The 18,644-nt window shown below is 58.5% G+C and carries 16 protein-coding genes; 8 read left to right on the forward strand and 8 right to left on the reverse strand.

The features are described 5' to 3' along the window. Positions 1-200: 200 nt before the first annotated feature. The 5 genes from QLG03_RS06100 to efeU all read right to left on the reverse strand — a co-directional run bounded on the left by QLG03_RS06100 (position 201) and on the right by efeU (position 5,673). The gene (locus QLG03_RS06100; protein WP_023289109.1) at positions 201-845 is read right to left on the reverse strand and encodes a DsbA family protein; all 645 of its coding nucleotides are present in this window, start codon (positions 843-845) and stop codon (positions 201-203) included. Positions 846-1,082: 237 nt separating this feature from the next. Beyond that, positions 1,083-1,871 (reverse strand): phosphate starvation-inducible protein PhoH, encoded by a 789-nt coding sequence (phoH, locus tag QLG03_RS06105; protein WP_002898923.1) that lies wholly within the window; start codon positions 1,869-1,871, stop codon positions 1,083-1,085. 504 nt (positions 1,872-2,375) lie between these two features. Next, positions 2,376-3,659, reverse strand: coding sequence for an iron uptake transporter deferrochelatase/peroxidase subunit (gene efeB, locus QLG03_RS06110; RefSeq protein WP_023289108.1), 1,284 nt, complete (start codon positions 3,657-3,659; stop codon positions 2,376-2,378). A 4-nt stretch (positions 3,660-3,663) separates the two neighbouring features. Beyond that, the gene (gene efeO / locus QLG03_RS06115) at positions 3,664-4,791 is read right to left on the reverse strand and encodes an iron uptake system protein EfeO (protein ID WP_255988063.1); all 1,128 of its coding nucleotides are present in this window, start codon (positions 4,789-4,791) and stop codon (positions 3,664-3,666) included. Between the two features lie 51 nt (positions 4,792-4,842). Further along, the gene (gene efeU, locus QLG03_RS06120) at positions 4,843-5,673 is read right to left on the reverse strand and encodes an iron uptake transporter permease EfeU (protein ID WP_032452417.1); all 831 of its coding nucleotides are present in this window, start codon (positions 5,671-5,673) and stop codon (positions 4,843-4,845) included. Positions 5,674-5,943: 270 nt separating this feature from the next. On the opposite strand from efeU, the gene QLG03_RS06125 reads away from it, so the two are divergent. Further along, positions 5,944-7,128 carry a nucleoside transporter C-terminal domain-containing protein gene (locus QLG03_RS06125; protein WP_002898911.1) on the forward strand — a complete coding sequence of 395 codons (1,185 nt, stop codon included), beginning with the start codon at positions 5,944-5,946 and terminating at the stop codon, positions 7,126-7,128. Between the two features lie 31 nt (positions 7,129-7,159). Here QLG03_RS06125 and QLG03_RS06130 read toward each other — a convergent pair whose 3' ends face one another. Then, a complete protein-coding gene (locus QLG03_RS06130; RefSeq protein ID WP_032452416.1) occupies positions 7,160-7,594 on the reverse strand; it encodes a DUF3574 domain-containing protein in 435 nt (144 codons plus the stop codon). A gap of 134 nt (positions 7,595-7,728) precedes the next feature. Next, complete coding sequence (putP, locus tag QLG03_RS06135) at positions 7,729-9,237, reverse strand: sodium/proline symporter PutP (RefSeq protein WP_023289103.1); 1,509 nt, start codon at positions 9,235-9,237, stop codon at positions 7,729-7,731. Between the two features lie 421 nt (positions 9,238-9,658). Here putP and putA point away from each other — a divergent pair, with 421 nt between their 5' ends. Both putA and QLG03_RS06145 read left to right on the forward strand, forming a co-directional pair. Further along, a complete protein-coding gene (putA, locus tag QLG03_RS06140; RefSeq protein WP_023289102.1) occupies positions 9,659-13,621 on the forward strand; it encodes a trifunctional transcriptional regulator/proline dehydrogenase/L-glutamate gamma-semialdehyde dehydrogenase in 3,963 nt (1,320 codons plus the stop codon). A 129-nt stretch (positions 13,622-13,750) separates the two neighbouring features. After that, positions 13,751-14,146: a lysozyme inhibitor LprI family protein gene (locus QLG03_RS06145; RefSeq protein ID WP_023289101.1), complete on the forward strand. Its 396-nt coding sequence runs from the start codon at positions 13,751-13,753 to the stop codon at positions 14,144-14,146. Here the strand turns inward: QLG03_RS06145 and rutR are convergent. Then, entirely contained in the window at positions 14,143-14,781 is a 639-nt protein-coding gene (gene rutR, locus QLG03_RS06150) for an HTH-type transcriptional regulator RutR (protein WP_004204508.1), read from the reverse strand. The genes QLG03_RS06145 and rutR overlap by 4 nt on opposite strands. 284 nt (positions 14,782-15,065) lie before the next feature. Here rutR and rutA point away from each other — a divergent pair, with 284 nt between their 5' ends. Genes rutA through QLG03_RS06175 form a run of 5 tightly spaced genes read left to right on the forward strand, consistent with a single transcriptional unit; the run spans position 15,066 to position 18,639 of the window. Continuing rightward, positions 15,066-16,157, forward strand: a complete 1,092-nt coding sequence (rutA, locus tag QLG03_RS06155; RefSeq protein ID WP_004204507.1) for a pyrimidine utilization protein A — start codon at positions 15,066-15,068, stop codon at positions 16,155-16,157. After that, positions 16,157-16,867, forward strand: a complete 711-nt coding sequence (gene rutB / locus QLG03_RS06160) for a pyrimidine utilization protein B (protein ID WP_023289100.1) — start codon at positions 16,157-16,159, stop codon at positions 16,865-16,867. The genes rutA and rutB overlap by 1 nt, the downstream gene beginning before the upstream one ends. After that, on the forward strand, positions 16,860-17,252 hold the full coding sequence (gene rutC, locus QLG03_RS06165; protein WP_032455320.1) for a pyrimidine utilization protein C: 393 nt from the start codon (positions 16,860-16,862) through the stop codon (positions 17,250-17,252). Before rutB ends, rutC begins: the two co-directional genes overlap by 8 nt. Continuing rightward, on the forward strand, positions 17,249-18,052 hold the full coding sequence (gene rutD, locus QLG03_RS06170; protein WP_044522016.1) for a pyrimidine utilization protein D: 804 nt from the start codon (positions 17,249-17,251) through the stop codon (positions 18,050-18,052). Before rutC ends, rutD begins: the two co-directional genes overlap by 4 nt. Further along, complete coding sequence (locus QLG03_RS06175) at positions 18,049-18,639, forward strand: malonic semialdehyde reductase (protein WP_017901103.1); 591 nt, start codon at positions 18,049-18,051, stop codon at positions 18,637-18,639. The genes rutD and QLG03_RS06175 overlap by 4 nt, the downstream gene beginning before the upstream one ends. The last annotated feature ends 5 nt before the right edge of the window (positions 18,640-18,644 follow it).

The following is an 18,644-nucleotide window of genomic DNA, read 5'->3' on the forward strand; positions in this document are numbered from 1 at the left end:
TGCCCCGCAGGGGCGAGCGAAGCGAGTCAATCCCCCCCTCACCGCCATATTCGAGATGAGAGCCTGTACGCAAGTACGGGCTCTTTTCTTTTATATTCTCCGCCGGGGGGGATGAGAACCCCCGACCGGGGTTCGACAACTGGCGCAACCACCTGGACAGAACGAAAAAGACAATCCGAATGAAACTATCTCACTTCACGTCACTGGGATTTGTTAAGCAAAAATAAAACCAGATTCGCCATATCCTCTGCATAGGTATCATAGTCATCTTGCGCGAGTGATGCATTGTTAATATGATATTTCCCTGAAACATAAAAAGAAGGCGTACCACTTACTTTCATTTTTTCGACCAGATTGTCCTGTCTGGCAATTAAAGCTTTTACCATAAAATTACTTTGCATTTCGGCATATTTCTCGGACGTAATGCCAAGTTGATTAAATACCTTAACAATATCAGCTGTCGTTTTAATATCACGCTTAACCTGTAAGCCTTCAAACAATAACTTTTCCACCTTGCCATCTACCCCAGCATATTGTGCTACGGCCCATGCTTCTGTTAATGCTGGTCCTAAAGGTCCCATCTGGCTGACATGGTATTTTTCCAGTTTCATATCGGCGGGCAGGCGCTTTCTGATAGCTGTATCAACATTGATGCGCTCTGCAAACGCATAACAAGGTCCGCAGTAGAAGGAAAAAAACTCAACCAGTTGCGGCGGTTGCTTAACAGTAGAATTAATGACAGTGAAGTTTTTCCCTGCCTGATAATCTTTACTATAAGCAGCAGATGACAACCCCACCATCAAAATAGTAATTAATAACTTGATAACTTTCCCATGTACGACCATAGTGCTTCCCTTACAAGTATCCATACAATTAAATGAGTAAAACGGGGTAAGACGAAAGAAATTATTAGAAAGGCGCTTATGTATAGCAAAGCAGATATTCTTGTATTACAGAGAAGAAATTCTATCACCTACAGCGATGGATCCCTCAAAACAGAAATTTTATCCGCACTTCAGACTGTCGCAAAGATCAAAACAACAAAGCCCGGGCTAGCCCGGGCTTTGCTCACAGTATGACGATCAATAATAGGCTTTCAGCGTCCGCTGGCAGAGGGCCGAGCGAACGCAGTCATCGGTGGTGAAACGCACGATGCCGATCATCTCATCTTCCTCAAAACGCGCCAGCGCATCACTTAGGCCAGATCTCACACCAGAGGGCAAGTCGCACTGGGTGATATCGCCATTGACGATGACCGTCACGTTCTCCCCGAGGCGGGTTAAAAACATCTTCATTTGCGCTGCGGTCACATTCTGGGCCTCGTCCAGAATCACCACCGCATTTTCAAAGGTACGTCCGCGCATATAGGCGAACGGCGCGATTTCCACCTTGCCGATTTCCGGACGCAGGCAGTACTGCATAAAGGAAGCCCCCAACCTTTTCACCAGCACGTCATAAACCGGTCGGAAATAGGGCGCGAACTTCTCGGCGATATCTCCCGGTAAGAAGCCGAGATCTTCGTCGGCCTGCAGAACGGGACGGGTAACAATAATTCTGTCCACATCCTTATGGATCAGCGCTTCCGCTGCCTTCGCCGCACTAATCCAGGTCTTGCCGCATCCGGCTTCGCCGGTGGCGAAAATCAGCTGTTTATTGTCGATGGCATTCAGATAATGCGCCTGAGCCTCATTGCGCGCCTCAATTGGGGAAGTATCACGGCTGTCCCGCGCCATGCCAATTGCTTCTACGCCACTCATTTGCACAAGCGATGTGACCGATTCTTCTTCACGCTGCTTATGACTGCGTGAATCCCGTCTCAGCACACGTTTTGCTTCACGACGAGCTTTGATCACTGCTTTTTGTCTTCCCATGGATAGCACCTTGCGTTGTAGGTTTACATCACACGCGTCAACATCGACGCGACTATGCGCACGAACGATTGAGGTTTGGCTTCCTTGTAAGCCATTGCTTGCCGGTAGAACTGACAACGAGTCGCGGCTACGCGCACCGCGTACCCTGCCAAGGTGATAATAATTCGAAGCGGAGGGAGAAAGAGTGAGAAAATCGCTGCCGGAAGCGGGGCTTCCGTGCTGAAGAGTACGGTCTGTGGTTTTACGTTGTCCGGTACGGGACCTTACCATTCGCGATCTCCATAGTGAAACGTCACACTGCCGGGAACTACCGCGTATGTAATAAGTACATCAAAAAAGATTCTTAATGCAACTTATTTTTCACAATGACGCAACAAATAGTTCTTAAGCAAGTGTAGGAGACTATCGGTCATTTGTATTACAGAAATATAACACATGGCAGGAAATATAAGAAAAATGAGAAAAACAGCAGAAAACGCCCTGCCCTTGCGGACAGGGTCGGTATCAGGCCTGCAGCAGCGTCTGTCCCAGGTAGTGCTTGTCATCCACTACGCCGGGTAAAACAAAGAAGTAGCCCCCGCCAATGGGTTTGACGTACTCCTCCAGCGCCTCGCCGTTAAGCCGTTTCTGCACCGTCAGAAAACCCTTTTCCAGATCGTGCTGATAGCAAACGAACAACAGCCCCATATCCAGTTGCCCGGCGTTAGTGACGCCCAGCGAATAGCTGTAGCCGCGGCGCATCATCAGGCTGGACTGGGTTTCCGGCGTGCGAGGATTGGCCAGACGAATATGGCTATCCAGCGCGATCGTCTCGCCGCCAGGATCGTTGCTGTAATCCGGGGTATCGTGCTCGTTTTTCATCCCCAGCGGCGCTCCGGTGTGTTTGTCGCGGCCAAAGATCGTCTGCTGCTCTTTCAGCGGCGTCCGGTCCCAGAACTCGACGTGAAACTGGATGATGCGCGCCGCCTGATAGCTGCCGCCCACGGCCCAGGCCGGCTCGTCCTGATCCGCCGTTACCCACACGACCTGATCCATCAGCGCGCTGTCATGGCTCGCCGGATTAGCGGTGCCGTCTTTGAAACCCAGCAGGTTGATGGGGGTCTCTTTGCCTTTGCTGCGCGCCGCGCTATCGGAGATAAACCCTTCCCGCTTCCAGCGCACGCTGAGCAAATCCGGCGTATGTTTGATGACATCGCGCAGGGCGTGGATCACCGTATCCTGAGTATTGGCGCAGATCTGCAGCAGCAGGTCGCCATGGCACAGGGCGGCATCCAGCGAATCATTGGGGAAGCGAGTCATCGGCTGCAGTTTTCTCGGCACTTTATCCGCGAGACCAAAGCGCTCATCAAACAGCGAATGGCCGACCGAGACGGTGATGGTCAGGTTATCCGGGGCAATCCACGGCCCTAAGATGCCGGAATCCATCGGCGGCAGTCGGGGATTAGGCGTATCGGGCGCCGGGCCGCCGTGGGTTAAAAAGGCGATACGCTGGGTCAGCAGCCGGAACAGACGCTCGAGGTCGGCTTTATCTGACGCCAGCACGTCGAACGCCACCAGCATCATCGAGGCCTGCTGCGGCGTCAGAATGCCCGCCTGATGCCGGCCGTAGAATGGCTGTTTTTCCTGACGCGCGTCGGGTGCGAGCGTCCCGGGGGAGCTTTCCGCTTTTGCCGCATGCGCCACCGGGCAGCCGCCGGTGATGGCCAGCGCGCCGCCAAGCGCGCCGATCCCTTTCAGTAAGCGACGACGTGACGGCTCGTTCACGTCGTGTGGTTTCTGTTGTGCCATCGACTTAGTCCAGACCCAGGATCCCGCGCAGCTGAGCCAGATCTTCCGCCAGGGTGGTGATCGGCCCTTTCAGCGCATTACGGTCAGCGGTGGTCAGCTTATCGTAAGTTTCGAAACCGTCTTTGGTGCGGTATTTGCTGAGGATACTGTCCACTTTCTTAAAGTTGGCGTCCACTTTCGCCAGCAGCGCGCTGTTCTCTTTTTGCAGCTGCGGGCGCAGCAGGTCGACAATTTTCTGCGCGCCGTCAATATTGGCCTGGAAGTCCCACAGGTCGGTATGGCTGTAGCGATCTTCTTCACCGCTGATCTTGCTGGCCGCGACTTCTTCAATTAATCCTGCCGCACCGCCCACGACTTTTGACGGCGGGAACGCCAGCTCGCTGATGCGTTTTTGCAGCTCCAGCACATCGCTGTTCAGCTGATCGGCATATTTTTCCATGCCCTTGACGCTGTTATCGCCAAACAGCGCCTTTTCCAGACGGTGGAAACCGGTGAATTTCGGATCTTCCGCTTTTTTCTCGAAGTCGTCTTCGCGGGCGTCGATGCTGCCGTCAAGGTCAGAGAACAGCTCGGCGATCGGCTCGATGCGCTCGTAATGCTGGCGCGTCGGGGCGTACAGCGCTTTCGCTTTCTCGATATCGCCCGCTTTCACCGCGTCGGTAAAGGCTTTGGTGCCGCTGACCAGCCGCGCGGTTTCCGCCGTCACATAGGCTTTGTAAGCGGTGATCGCTTCGCCGAGGCTCAGCACCGCATCGGCTTTCGCCGCGTCTTTGGTGGCGGCGCCGGTGACGATCAGTTTGCCTTTCGGGTTGGTGAGCAGGCCGCAGGTCATGTCATATTCGCCCGGCTGCAGGTTCGCGGTGAGCTTCTGGGTAAAGCCCGGCGCGATGTTCTCACGCTCTTCCACCACCATGACCCCTTTCAGAATCTCCCACTCCAGCGCTTTCTGGCTGTGGTTCTGAATAATAAACTGGGTTTTACCCGCGTTAACGGTCACCTGCATCGGCTCGCACTGTTTATCGTTGACGGTGACTTTGACCTGCGGGATATCCGCAGCCTGAGCACCGAATGCAGAGCTGAGCAGCGCGGCCACGGTCACCCGCAGCGCATTACGGCGAAAATGAATCATCATGATCATCCCTTTCGGTAAGTAGAGTGTCGCTTATAAGCTCGCAGCGCCCGGTCAGGCAGCCCGCGAGGCAGTCGTATTATTTCGCGGCGGCAGCGCAAACAGCACCAGCGCCGGGATCAGATAAAGCAGATAGACAGCCACTTCGCTGACGCTTGGCGTCTCCTGGTAGCCGAAGATCCCTTCCAGCAGCGTGCCGAACAGCGTATGCGTCGACAGCACAGCGCTCAGATCGAAGGCGGTCTCCTGGAACAGGTTCCACAGGCCCGCCTCGTGGAAGGCGCGGATCGCCCCCGCGGCCAGGCCAGCGGCCACCAGCAGGATAAACAGGCTGGTCCATTTGAAGAACACGCCGAGGTTGAGACGGATACCGCCCCAGTAGAGCAGGAAGCCCAGCACGATAGCCGTGGCCAGCCCCAACAGCGCCCCCAGCGGCGGCCAGATGCCGACATCCTGCTGGAATGCCGCCAGCAGAAAGAAGACCGACTCCAGCCCCTCACGGGCGACCGCGAAAAAGACCATCATCACCAGCGCCCAGCCATGGTGATTGCCGCGCTGTAGCGCCTTGTCCACGGCCTGCTCCAGCTGCTGCTTGACGTTGCGTGAGACATTGCGCATCCAGAAGACCATCCACGTCAGGATCACCACCGCGATGACCGCGACGATCCCTTCGAACAGCTCCTGTTCACGCTGAGGAAATTCACCGGTGGTTTCGTTGATAAAAATGCCTAAGCCAAGACACAGCGCCGCCGCGAGGATCACGCCAATCCACATCACGCCAATCCAGTTGCCGCGCTGGGTGCGTTTCAGATAGCTGGCGATCAGGCTGACAATCAGCGCCGCCTCCAGGCCTTCGCGTAACATAATGAGAAATGGGACAAACATGCCAATACCCTTAAATGTAAAGCACCGTCAACGAATGCAAAAACAGGTAATATTTATGATAGTGATTATCATTACAATACTCAGAAACACAAGCAAAATGTGCAGAGAATGATGATCAGTTGTAAATAAATCGCTGGCAAATAATGACTTATGAAAATATTCGCCTGTTATGAGGGAAAAGAATAAGCAAAGGATTTTTTACGTCAGATATTTACCCGTCGCACCGGCTATGGCTAAATGGCGGCCTTATTGACCTGCGAAAAGAACAACATGACTGCATTTTTTCATTTCCTGCTGGCGCTGGCGGTGATCCTCGCCCTGGCCTGGCTTGTCAGCTATGACAGACAAAAAATTCGTATTCGTTATATTCTCCAGTTGATTATTATCGAAATAGCGCTCGCTTTCTTTTTCCTGCACGCCGAAAGCGGCCTGTGGCTGGTGAAAAATATCTCCGGCTTTTTTGCTTCGCTATTAGGCTTTGCCGCCGAAGGGACCAATTTCGTCTTTGGCGGCATGAGCGAAAAAGGCTTAGCCTTTATTTTCCTTGGCGTCCTGTGTCCGATTGTGTTTATTTCCGCGCTGATTGGTATTCTCCAGCACTGGCGGATCCTGCCGATTTTTATTCGCGTCATTGGCACCCTGCTGTCGAAGGTCAACGGCATGGGTAAGCTGGAATCTTTTAACGCCGTCAGCTCACTGATCCTCGGCCAGTCGGAAAACTTCATCGCCTACAAAGGCGTGCTGGGCGACCTCTCCTCGCGGCGTCTGTTCACCATGGCGGCGACGGCCATGTCGACCGTATCGCTGTCGATCGTCGGCGCCTATATGACCATGCTGGACGCCAAATACGTCGTCGCGGCGCTGATCCTGAATATGTTCAGCACCTTTATCGTGCTGTCGGTGATTAACCCAACGCGGCCGGGCAGCGAGCAGGAAATAAAGCTGGAGAAGCTGCATGAATCGCAGAGTTTCTTTGAAATGCTCGGGGAATATATTCTGGCCGGCTTTAAGGTGGCGATGATTATCCTGGCGATGCTGATCGGCTTTATCGCGCTGATCAGCGCCATTAACGCGCTGTTCGCTACCCTGTTTGGCCTCAGCTTCCAGCAGATCCTCGGCTACGTCTTCTATCCGCTGGCCTGGCTTATCGGCATTCCGCTGAGCGATGCGCTAAACGCCGGCAGCATCATGGCCACCAAGCTGGTCGCGAACGAATTTGTGGCGATGATTGAGTTGCAAAAGATTGCCGCCAGCATGACGCCGCGCGGGCTCGGCATTCTCTCGGTCTTTCTGGTGTCGTTTGCCAACTTTGCCTCGATCGGCATTATCGCCGGAGCGATCAAAGGCCTGAATGAACCGCAAGGCAATATCGTCTCCCGCTTCGGCCTGCGGCTGGTGTATAGCGCCACGCTGGTGAGCCTGCTTTCGGCCAGCTTCGCCGGGCTGGTGCTGTAAGACAAACGGCGGGGCTGCCCCCGCCGTTAACTCAGAACTGTACGCAGACCGGCTGGTCGACACGCATCACCGACTCCTGCGCGAACCGTAATTTATAGCCCTGGCGCAGCGCCTCAATACCGGCCTCGCTCTGCGCGTCGTTGCCATGGATCACCATCAGCGCCTTACTCTGCTCCCGCACCACCTGTCCATTCTGGCCCAGCCACTGGCCGCGAGCGTCAAACACCGTCAGCCCGTCGCGAAAACGCGGCGTGACGTCGCGGTCGACAAACTGTTGCCACTCATCAGGGGTGATGTCTTTCCCCGCCGGGCGGCTCAGGCCGAAGTAAAGCGTGGTTTGCACCATGGACTGATCCGCCGGGCAGGCGCCGGGCTTCGGCGCGCTGGTCGACGAACTTCCACCCGCCGCGCAGCCGCTGAGTAACCCTGCCAGCACCAGCGCCATTGCACCCTGTCTGAACGTCATCTTTGCTATCCTCATTGTTATTAGTCAGGAAATATCAGCGGATTTTCAAATAATTAGCAAGGGTTATAATATTCCGGTCCGGCAACACGCAAAAAAAAGCCCGCCAGCGGCGGGCTCGTGAACATCAGTTGATCTTACTCAGCCGTGGCGCGTACCGGCGGCGGCGTATGGTAGTGGGCATCCGCTTCGGCGAAGCGCTGCTGCATGCTGGCCGACGGCGCTTTATCCAGCAGGCTAAAGACCACGATCCCGATGCTGCCGAAGACAAAGCCCGGAATAATTTCATACAGGCCCAGCCAGCCAAACTGCTTCCAGACGATCACGGTCAGGGCGCCAATCACCATCCCGGCCAGCGCGCCGTTACGGGTCATGCGCGACCACATCACCGAGAACAGCACCACCGGACCAAAGGCGGCGCCGAAGCCGGCCCAGGCATAGCTCACCAGACCCAGCACGCGGTTTTCCGGATTGGCCGCCAGGGCAATCGCCACCAGGGCAACCACCAGCACCATCATCCGGCCCACCCACACCAGCTCTTTCTGACCGGCGTTTTTACGCAGGAAGGCTTTATACAGGTCTTCGGTAATCGCGCTGGAGCAGACCAGCAGCTGACAGCTCAGAGTGGACATCACCGCCGCCAGAATCGCCGACAGCAGGATCCCGGCAATCCATGGGTTAAACAGGATTTGCGCCAGTTCGATAAACACGCGCTCGGCGTTCTGGTTAACCGCGCCCGCCAGGCTCGGGTTGCTATTGAAGTAGGCGATACCAAAGAAGCCGACGGCCACCGCCCCGGCGAGGCAGAGGATCATCCAGGTCATACTAATGCGACGCGCGTGGACGATGCTGTGGTGCGAATCCGCCGCCATAAAGCGCGCCAGAATATGCGGCTGACCGAAATAACCCAGTCCCCAGCCCATCAGCGAAATAATCGCCACGAAATTCAGCCCTTTCAGCATGTCGATATTTTCGATGCTCTTTTGCTTAATGACTTCCAGCGAATCGCCAAAGCCGCCGACGGAAATAATCACGATCACCGGGGTGAGGATCAGCGCGAAAATCATCAGGCTGGCCTGCACGGTATCCGTCCAGCTGACGGCGAGGAAGCCGCCGACAAAGGTATAGATAATCGTCGCCGCCGCGCCGGCCCACAGCGCGGTTTCATAACTCATGCCGAAGGTGCTTTCAAACAGACGCGCCCCCGCCACAATTCCCGAGGCGCAATAGATGGTAAAGAACAGCAGAATAACCAGCGCTGAAATAATTCTCAGCACCCGGCTTTTATCTTCAAAACGGCCGGTAAAATAATCGGGCAGCGTCAGGGCGTTATTATTCACCTCGGTATGCACGCGCAGGCGCCCGGCTACCAGCTTCCAGTTAACCCACGCCCCCAGCGTTAAGCCGATGGCGATCCAGCTTTCGGAGATCCCGGAGAGGAAAATGGCGCCCGGCAGGCCCATCAGCAGCCAGCCGCTCATGTCCGAGGCGCCGGCGGAAAGCGCGGTTACAAATGGCCCCAGACTGCGTCCCCCGAGAATATAATCATCAAAGTTTTTGGTCGAACGCCAGGCAATAAACCCTATCAATACCATACCAAGAATATAAATAATAAATGTCACCAGCATCGGTGTGCTAATAGCCATGCAAAGTCTCCAGAATTTTTATCGACAGCGTCCAACTTCGTCGTTTTTTTCCACTACCGGAACGGGGTAATGGCGCATTGTTTAATTGGGCGACCGTATCCTGACGGAAGCTTCGGTTTTTCACAAACGATTTAACACAGCATTTACACGAAAAACCGACGGCGCAAAACGTCAATTTGCGAGAGGTTGCACTCTCTCACGTTTTTAAAGGTTGCACCAAACAAAAGTGTTAACTCACGCATACAAATACCCTATGAGCCCGGGGTTAAAATTCTGCTATTTTAGGCACTATTTTTAACAAATCCGCCATTTCACGGCTTTCGTCACACGCCTCAATTAACAAGGTTGCACAAAGTTGCAACATAGTGGATATTTCCAGGCAACCGCATAAGCCTAACGATAAATGACAGGAGTTTTGAGCATGGGCACCACCACCATGGGTGTTAAGCTTGACGACGCAACCCGCGAGCGCATTAAATCCGCCGCGAGCCGCATTGACCGCACGCCGCACTGGCTGATTAAGCAGGCCATCTTCAACTATCTGGAAAAGCTGGAGAACGACGAAACGCTGCCCGAACTGCCGGCGCTGCTCTCCGGGGCCGCCAATGAAAGCGATGAAGCGGGTTCCCCGGCGGAAGAGCCGTATCAGCCGTTCCTCGAATTCGCCGAGCAGATCCTGCCGCAGTCGGTAAGCCGCGCGGCGATCACCGCCGCCTGGCGTCGCCCGGAAACCGACGCGGTGCCGATGCTGCTGGAGCAGGCCCGACTGCCGCAGCCGCTGGGCGAGCAGGCGCATAAGCTGGCGTATCAGCTGGCGGAAAAACTGCGCAACCAGAAGACCGCCAGCGGCCGCGCCGGCATGGTGCAGAGTCTGCTGCAGGAGTTCTCCCTCTCCTCACAGGAAGGGGTGGCGCTGATGTGCCTGGCGGAAGCCCTGCTGCGTATTCCGGATAAAGCCACCCGCGATGCGCTGATCCGCGACAAAATCAGCAACGGCAACTGGCAGTCGCACATCGGCCGCAGCCCGTCGCTGTTCGTCAATGCCGCCACCTGGGGGCTGCTGTTCACCGGCAAACTGGTCTCCACCCACAACGAAACCAGCCTCTCACGCTCGCTGAACCGCATCATCGGCAAGAGCGGCGAACCGCTGATCCGTAAGGGCGTGGATATGGCGATGCGCCTGATGGGCGAGCAGTTCGTCACCGGGGAAACCATCGCCGAAGCGCTGGCTAACGCCCGCAAGCTGGAAGATAAAGGTTTCCGCTACTCCTACGATATGCTCGGCGAAGCGGCCTTGACCGCCGCCGACGCCCAGGCCTATATGGTCTCTTATCAGCAGGCGATCCATGCCATCGGCAAAGCTTCCAACGGCCGCGGCATTTATGAAGGCCCGGGCATCTCCATTAAGCTCTCGGCTCTGCACCCGCGCTACAGCCGCGCCCAGTATGACCGGGTGATGGAAGAGCTCTATCCGCGTCTGAAATCGCTGACCCTGCTGGCGCGCCAGTATGACATCGGCATTAACATCGATGCTGAAGAGGCCGACCGTCTCGAGATCTCCCTCGACCTGCTGGAAAAACTGTGCTTCGAGCCGGAGCTGGCGGGCTGGAACGGCATCGGTTTTGTTATTCAGGCCTACCAGAAGCGCTGCCCGTTCGTCATCGACGCGCTGATCGATCTCGCCACCCGCAGCCGTCGTCGCCTGATGATCCGTCTGGTGAAAGGCGCTTACTGGGACAGCGAAATCAAACGCGCGCAGATGGAAGGTCTCGAAGGCTACCCGGTCTACACCCGCAAGGTTTACACCGACGTCTCCTATCTCGCCTGCGCGAAAAAGCTGCTGGCGGTACCGAACCTGATTTATCCGCAGTTCGCCACTCACAACGCCCATACTCTGGCGGCTATCTACCAGCTGGCGGGCCAGAACTACTACCCTGGCCAGTATGAGTTCCAGTGCCTGCACGGCATGGGCGAACCGCTGTACGAGCAGGTGGTGGGCAAAGTCGCCGATGGCAAACTGAACCGGCCGTGCCGGATCTACGCCCCGGTGGGCACCCACGAGACGCTGCTGGCGTATCTGGTGCGTCGTCTGCTGGAGAATGGCGCCAATACCTCCTTCGTCAACCGTATCGCGGACAATACCCTGCCGCTGGACGAGCTGGTGGCCGACCCGGTCAGCGCGGTGGAAAAACTGGCGCAGCAGGAAGGCCAGGCCGGTCTGCCGCACCCGAAAATTCCGCTGCCGCGCGATCTCTACGGCAGCGGCCGGAGCAACTCCGCCGGTCTGGATCTGGCTAACGAGCATCGTCTGGCCTCCCTCTCCTCTTCCCTGCTCAACAGCGCCCTGCATAAATGGCAGGCATTGCCGATGCTGGAGCAGCCGGTGGCCGAAGGCGAGATGCAGCCGGTGGTCAACCCGGCGGAGCCGAAGGATATCGTCGGTTACGTCCGCGAAGCCAGCGATGACGAAGTGCAGCAGGCGCTGACCAGCGCTATCAACAACGCGCCCATCTGGTTCGCCACCCCGCCGCAGGAGCGCGCCGCCATTCTTGAGCGCGCCGCGGTGCTGATGGAAAGCCAGATGCCGACCCTGATGGGGATCCTGGTGCGCGAAGCGGGTAAAACCTTCAGCAACGCCATCGCCGAAGTGCGCGAAGCCGTTGACTTCCTCCACTACTACGCCGGTCAGGTGCGCGACGATTTCGATAATGAAACCCACCGTCCGCTGGGTCCGGTGGTCTGTATCAGCCCGTGGAACTTCCCGCTGGCGATCTTCACCGGGCAGATTGCCGCCGCGCTGGCGGCCGGCAACAGCGTGCTGGCGAAACCGGCGGAGCAGACGCCGCTTATCGCCGCTCAGGGCGTGGCGATCCTGCTGGAAGCCGGCGTGCCGCCAGGGGTGATCCAGCTGCTGCCGGGCCGCGGGGAAACCGTCGGCGCCGCGCTGACATCCGATGAGCGCGTGCGCGGCGTGATGTTCACCGGCTCCACCGAAGTGGCCACCCTGCTGCAACGCAATATCGCCAGCCGCCTCGACGCTCAGGGACGCCCAACGCCGCTGATCGCCGAAACCGGCGGGATGAACGCGATGATCGTCGACTCGTCGGCGCTTACCGAGCAGGTGGTGATCGACGTCCTGGCTTCCGCGTTCGACAGCGCCGGTCAGCGCTGCTCCGCCCTGCGCGTCCTCTGCCTGCAGGAAGAGGTAGCCGACCACACCTTAACCATGCTGCGCGGCGCGATGAGCGAGTGCCGGATGGGCAATCCCGGCCGCCTGACCACCGATATCGGCCCGGTTATCGATGCGGAAGCGAAAGAGAATATCGAACGCCATATTCAGACGATGCGCGCCAAAGGACGCACCGTCTATCAGGCGGTGCGCGAGAATAGCGAAGACGCCCGCGAATGGAACCACGGGACCTTTGTGCCGCCGACGCTTATCGAACTCGACAGCTTCGACGAGCTGAAAAAAGAGGTCTTCGGCCCGGTGCTGCACGTGGTGCGCTATAACCGTAACGAGCTGGACAAACTGGTGGAGCAGATTAACGCTTCCGGCTACGGCCTGACCCTCGGCGTACATACCCGTATCGACGAGACCATCGCCCAGGTCACCGGCAGCGCGAAGGTGGGCAACCTGTACGTCAACCGCAATATGGTTGGCGCGGTGGTCGGCGTGCAGCCGTTCGGCGGCGAAGGGTTGTCCGGTACCGGTCCAAAAGCCGGCGGTCCGCTGTACCTTTACCGCCTGCTCTCCAGCCGTCCGCAGGGCGCGGTTGGCGTGACCTTCGCCCGCCAGGATGCAGAGCGTCCGCTGGACGCCCAGCTGAAAACGCTGCTGGAAAAACCGCTGCAGGCGCTGCAGCAGTGGGCGGCGGGCCGTCCTGAGCTGCAGGCGCTGTGCCAGCAGTACAGCGAGCAGGCGCAAAGCGGCACCCAACGCCTGCTTCCGGGACCCACCGGCGAGCGCAACACCCTGACGCTGATGCCTCGCGAGCGCGTGCTGTGCGTGGCGGATAATGAGCAGGATGCGCTGATCCAGCTGGCGGCCGTGCTGGCGGTCGGTTGTGAAGTGCTGTGGCCGGACAGCGCCCTGCAGCGCGATCTGGCGAAGAAACTCCCGCGGGACGTCAGCGAGCGGATCCGTTTCGCCAAAGCGGATCAGTTGCCTGGCCAGGCCTTCGACGCGGTTATCTATCACGGCGACTCCGACCAGCTGCGCGAGCTGTGCGAGCAGGTGGCGGCGCGCGACGGGGCGATTGTCTCCGTGCAGGGCTTCGCCCGCGGCGAAACCAATCTGCTGCTGGAGCGGTTGTACATCGAGCGTTCGCTGAGCGTCAACACCGCGGCGGCAGGCGGTAACGCCAGCCTGATGACCATCGGCTAAGACGGGCTCCCCGGTGGCGCTGTGCGCCGCCATCCGGGAAATCGGCGATGCGATCAGCTAATGACAGCCGACGTCAGCTGTGCTTAATTAAGGCTCCCGGACGGGAGCCTTTTTTATGGGAGCAGAACAATGAAACGCATGTTATTTGCCGCGGCGGTCTTGCTGGCCAGCGGCGCGGCGCTGGCGGACGAGTGCAGCAACGCCAACACCCAAACCGAAATGAATCAGTGCGCGGCCGCGCAGTATCAGGCAGCCGACAAAAAGCTGAATGACACCTGGCAGCAGGCTCTGCAGCGTGCGGTGGGTAAACAGCAGACATTACTGAAGCAGGCCCAGCAGGCATGGATCGCCCTGCGCGACGCCGACTGCGCTTTCCTCGCGTCCGGAGCCGAAGGCGGCAGCATGCAGCCGATGCTGGTGAGCCAGTGCATGACCGATAAGAGCGTGGAGCGGGAATCTTTCCTCGCCTCGCTGCTGCAGTGCGAGGACGGCGATCAAAGCTGCCCGCTGCCGCCGGCCAATTAACGGACGCGAATGCCTTCGATAATCATCCGCTGGACATTATCGACCGTTTGCTCAAAAAAGGCCGCGTCCTGCAGCGTGGCGCCGGTGACCGCCTCCACCTGGGTGGCGAAGTCGGCGTAATGCTGGGTAGTGGCCCAGATCATAAAGATTAAATGCTGCGGATCGACCGGCGCCAGCTTGCCGCGGTCGATCCAGCCGGAAACAATCGCCGATTTCTCATCGACCAGCGCTTTCAGATCCCCGGTCAGTTCGCCCATCAGCAGCGGCGCGCCCTGCAACATCTCAAGGCAGAAGAGCTTCGAGGCCTGGGGGTGATCGCGGGACACCTCAAGCTTCAGACGAATATACTCGCGGATCGCCACCAGCGGGCTGATATCCTCGCGAAAGGCCTTCAGCGGCGCCAGCCAGATGGCGAGGATCTGCTGCAGAACGGCCACGTACAGCGCCTCTTTCGAAGGGTAGTAATAGAGCAGATTGGTTTTCGACACCCCGGCGCGCTCAGCCACCTGCTCCAGCCGCGTACCGTGAATACCAAATTGCGAAAATGCCTCCAGCGCGGCGGCCAGGATGGCCTCCTTTTTGGCGCTGACCGCTTGTGAACGTTTGCCGTTTTTCTTCACCGCGCCCTGTGCCATACATCCTCTCCTTCAGTTGACGCCACCAGCATAGCAAAAGCCCTTCGCCGACACGACCCCATGCACCCTGATTGCGCATGACTGCCGTTTTTTCGTGCACTGATTTTGACCATCCAGTCCACTTTTTTATCGTCCTTTTTAGCAACCCAATAGCAACACATTAATAACATTAGCATTTATAAAACTGGCATTGCGTTTGCTTTACCTCTTCTGCGAGGTGGTCCAGGGAGAGGCAGGATGCCGCGCCACCGCAACCCATCTTCCATGACTGTAGAGAGGTAGGTATGAAAATTGGTGTTTTCGTTCCCATTGGCAACAACGGCTGGCTGATCTCCACCCATGCCCCGCAGTATATGCCGACCTTCGAACTGAATAAGGCTATCGTACAGAAAGCCGAGCACTACCATTTCGACTTCGCGCTCTCCATGATCAAGCTGCGCGGCTTCGGCGGGAAAACCGAATTCTGGGATCACAACCTGGAGTCCTTCACCCTGATGGCCGGCCTGGCCGCGGTGACCTCGAAGATCCAGATCTACGCCACCGCCGCCACCCTCACGCTGCCGCCGGCGATCGTCGCCCGGATGGCCTCCACCATCGACTCCATCTCCGGCGGCCGGTTTGGCGTCAATCTGGTGACCGGCTGGCAAAAACCGGAATATGACCAGATGGGCATGTGGCCGGGGGATGACTATTTCGCCAGCCGCTATGACTATCTCACCGAATACGTTCAGGTGCTCCGCGACCTGTGGGGCACCGGGCGCAGCGATTTCAAAGGCGACTACTTCACCATGAACGACTGCCGGGTCAGCCCGCGCCCTTCGCAGCCGATGAAGGTGATCTGCGCCGGGCAGAGCGACGCCGGCATGGCCTTCTCCGCCCAGCACGCCGACTATAACTTCTGCTTTGGCAAAGGGGTCAACACGCCAACGGCCTTCGCGCCGACCGCGGCGCGCATGATGCAGGCGGCGGAAAAAACCGGCCGTGACGTAGGCTCCTATGTGCTGTTCATGGTGATCGCTGACGAAACCGACGAAGCGGCGCGCGCCAAATGGGAGCACTACAAAGCGGGCGCCGATGAAGAAGCGCTGGCGTGGCTCACCGAGCAGAGTCAGAAAGACACCCGCTCCGGCAGCGATACCAACGTGCGCCAGATGGCCGACCCCACCTCGGCGGTCAATATCAACATGGGCACCCTTGTCGGATCCTATGCCAGCGTCGCCCGTATGCTTGATGAAGTCGCGAGCGTTCCCGGCACCGACGGCGTGCTGCTGACCTTTGATGATTTTCTTGCCGGCATCGACGCCTTTGGCGAACGCATTCAGCCGCTGATGCGCTGCCGGGACCATATTGCTCCTGTTACCCGTGAGGTGGCCTGATGATTACCCTTCCCGCTCGCCCGGAATCCCTGACTTTCGCGCCGCAGCAGAGCGCGCTGATTGTTGTCGATATGCAGAACGCCTACGCCAGCCTCGGCGGTTATCTGGATCTCGCCGGATTTGACGTCTCCGCCACCCGGCCGGTTATCGACAATATTAATACCGCCGTCGCCGCCGCCCGCGCCGCGGGCATGCTGATTATCTGGTTCCAGAACGGCTGGGATGACCAGTATGTTGAAGCCGGCGGCCCGGGCTCGCCGAACTACCATAAGTCCAACGCGCTGAAAACGATGCGTCAGCGCCCGGAACTGCAGGGCAAGCTGCTGGCGAAAGGCGGCTGGGATTATCAGCTGGTGGACGAGCTGACGCCGCAGGAAGGCGACATCGTGTTGCCGAAACCGCGCTATAGCGGCTTCTTTAACACTCCGCTCGACAGCATTTTGCGCAGCCGCGGCATCCGTCATCTGGTGTTCACCGGGATCGCCACCAACGTCTGCGTCGAATCGACGCTGCGCGATGGTTTCTTCCTCGAATACTTCGGCGTGGTGCTGGAGGATGCTACCCATCAGGCCGGACCGGCCTTCGCCCAGCAGGCGGCGCTGTTCAATATAGAAACCTTTTTCGGCTGGGTCAGCGACGTCGAGAGCTTCTGCCGCGCGCTGTCCCCTGCCACCCCGTTGTCTTTAGCCAAGGAGAAACGTTATGCCTAAACAGGTGATTATTCCGCCAGGCACCACCACGCCGATTGCCCCCTTTGTTCCGGGGACGCTCGCCGATGGCGTGATCTACGTCTCCGGCACTCTGCCGTTTGATAAGCAAAACAATGTGGTGCACATCGGCGACCCAAAGGCGCAAACCCGCCACGTGCTGGAGACCATCAAGTGCGTTATCGAAACGGCGGGCGGGAGTATGGCGGATGTGACTTTCAACAGCATCTTTATCACCGACTGGACAAATTACGCCGCGATTAACGAGGTTTACGCCGAGTTCTTCCCCGGCGATAAACCCGCGCGCTTCTGCATTCAGTGCGGGCTGGTGAAGCCCGATGCGCTGGTGGAAATCGCCAGCGTCGCCCATATCGGCACTCCGACATGATGAGGCTCAATATTGCTCCGGCCCCATGGCCCGGCGCGCCGGTGGTGGTCCTCAGCGCAGGTCTGGGCGGCGGCGGCGGCTACTGGCTGGCGCAGCGCGCGGCGCTGGAGGAACAGTATCAGCTGGTAAGTTATGACCATAACGGGACCGGGGAGAACGCCGGTCCGCTGCCCGCCGACTACAGCATGGCGACGATGGCCGGGGAGCTGTTCAGCGCTCTGCAGGCGGCGGGGATCGCCCGCTTCGCGCTGGTGGGCCACGCGCTGGGGGCGCTGATTGGCCTGCAGCTGGCGCTCGATCGCCCCGAGGCGGTGAGCGCCCTGGTGCTGGTCAACGGCTGGCTGTCGCTGTCGCCGCACACCCGCCGCTGCTTCCTGGTGCGCGAGCGTCTGCTGCATGCCGGCGGCGCGCAGGCGTGGGTCGAAGCGCAGCCGCTGTTTCTCTACCCGGCGGAATGGATGGCCGCGCGCCTGCCGCGCCTCGAAGCCGAAGATGCGCTTGCCATCAGCCATTTTCAGGGCAAGGAGAACCTGCTGAAGCGGCTGCAGGCCCTGAAGCAGGCTGATTTTTCCCGTCGCGCGGCGGCCATCGCCTGCCCGACGCTGATGGTTAGCGCCGCTGACGACCTGCTGGTCCCGGCCTCCTGCTCCCGCGTGCTGCAGACGGCGATCCCCGGCAGCCAGCGCGTGGAAATGCCGTGGGGCGGGCATGCCTGCAACGTCACCGACGCCGATACCTTTAATACCATTTTACGCGACGGGCTGGCCGCTATGCTGCCGGTCGCCAGGGAGACCCGATGAACGACGCGATAAACCAGACGGCCTGCGAGACGCTGTTTACCCAGGCCCGGACCCACAACGGCTGGCTGGATAAGCCAGTGAGCGATGCGCAGCTGCAGGCAGTCTGGGACCTGATGAAAATGGGGCCGACTTCCGCCAACTGTTCGCCGGCGCGCATCGTGTTCGTGCGCAGCGCGGAAGGCAAAGAGAAGCTCCGCCCGACGCTCTCCAGCGGCAATCTGCAGAAAACCATGCAGGCGCCGGTGACCGCCATCGTGGCGTGGGACAGCGCCTTTTACGACCGGCTACCGACCCTGTTTCCCCACGGCGATGCCCGCAGCTGGTTCACCTCCAGCCCGCAGCTGGCGGAAGAGACCGCGTTTCGCAATAGCTCCCTGCAGGCGGCGTATCTGATTTTCGCCTGCCGGGCGCTGGGACTCGACACCGGGCCGATGTCCGGTTTCGATCGGGAAAAAGTCGATGCAGCGTTTTTCGCCGACAACGGCTGGAAAAGCAACCTGCTGGTGAACATCGGCTATGGCGACCCCGGCAAACTGTATGGCCGCCTGCCGCGTCTGTCCTTTGATGAAGCCTGCCTGCTGGCATAAGGAGT

Source organism: Klebsiella sp. V115_8, from assembly GCF_029967715.1.
Classification (GTDB): domain Bacteria; phylum Pseudomonadota; class Gammaproteobacteria; order Enterobacterales; family Enterobacteriaceae; genus Klebsiella; species Klebsiella quasipneumoniae.

Excerpts from the sequence above, each read along its gene's own strand:
- putP (WP_023289103.1), bottom strand. The coding sequence starts at position 9,237 with ATGGCTATTAGCACACCGATGCTGGTGACATTTATTATTTATATTCTT.
- putA (WP_023289102.1), top strand. The coding sequence starts at position 9,659 with ATGGGCACCACCACCATGGGTGTTAAGCTTGACGACGCAACCCGCGAG.
- rutC (WP_032455320.1), top strand. The coding sequence starts at position 16,860 with ATGCCTAAACAGGTGATTATTCCGCCAGGCACCACCACGCCGATTGCC.
- rutB (WP_023289100.1), top strand. The coding sequence starts at position 16,157 with ATGATTACCCTTCCCGCTCGCCCGGAATCCCTGACTTTCGCGCCGCAG.
- efeU (WP_032452417.1), bottom strand. The coding sequence starts at position 5,673 with ATGTTTGTCCCATTTCTCATTATGTTACGCGAAGGCCTGGAGGCGGCG.
- rutR (WP_004204508.1), bottom strand. The coding sequence starts at position 14,781 with ATGGCACAGGGCGCGGTGAAGAAAAACGGCAAACGTTCACAAGCGGTC.
- phoH (WP_002898923.1), bottom strand. The coding sequence starts at position 1,871 with ATGGGAAGACAAAAAGCAGTGATCAAAGCTCGTCGTGAAGCAAAACGT.
- QLG03_RS06125 (WP_002898911.1), top strand. The coding sequence starts at position 5,944 with ATGACTGCATTTTTTCATTTCCTGCTGGCGCTGGCGGTGATCCTCGCC.
- QLG03_RS06145 (WP_023289101.1), top strand. The coding sequence starts at position 13,751 with ATGAAACGCATGTTATTTGCCGCGGCGGTCTTGCTGGCCAGCGGCGCG.
- rutA (WP_004204507.1), top strand. The coding sequence starts at position 15,066 with ATGAAAATTGGTGTTTTCGTTCCCATTGGCAACAACGGCTGGCTGATC.
- efeB (WP_023289108.1), bottom strand. The coding sequence starts at position 3,659 with ATGGCACAACAGAAACCACACGACGTGAACGAGCCGTCACGTCGTCGC.
- QLG03_RS06130 (WP_032452416.1), bottom strand. The coding sequence starts at position 7,594 with ATGACGTTCAGACAGGGTGCAATGGCGCTGGTGCTGGCAGGGTTACTC.
- rutD (WP_044522016.1), top strand. The coding sequence starts at position 17,249 with ATGATGAGGCTCAATATTGCTCCGGCCCCATGGCCCGGCGCGCCGGTG.
- efeO (WP_255988063.1), bottom strand. The coding sequence starts at position 4,791 with ATGATGATTCATTTTCGCCGTAATGCGCTGCGGGTGACCGTGGCCGCG.
- QLG03_RS06100 (WP_023289109.1), bottom strand. The coding sequence starts at position 845 with ATGGTCGTACATGGGAAAGTTATCAAGTTATTAATTACTATTTTGATG.
- QLG03_RS06175 (WP_017901103.1), top strand. The coding sequence starts at position 18,049 with ATGAACGACGCGATAAACCAGACGGCCTGCGAGACGCTGTTTACCCAG.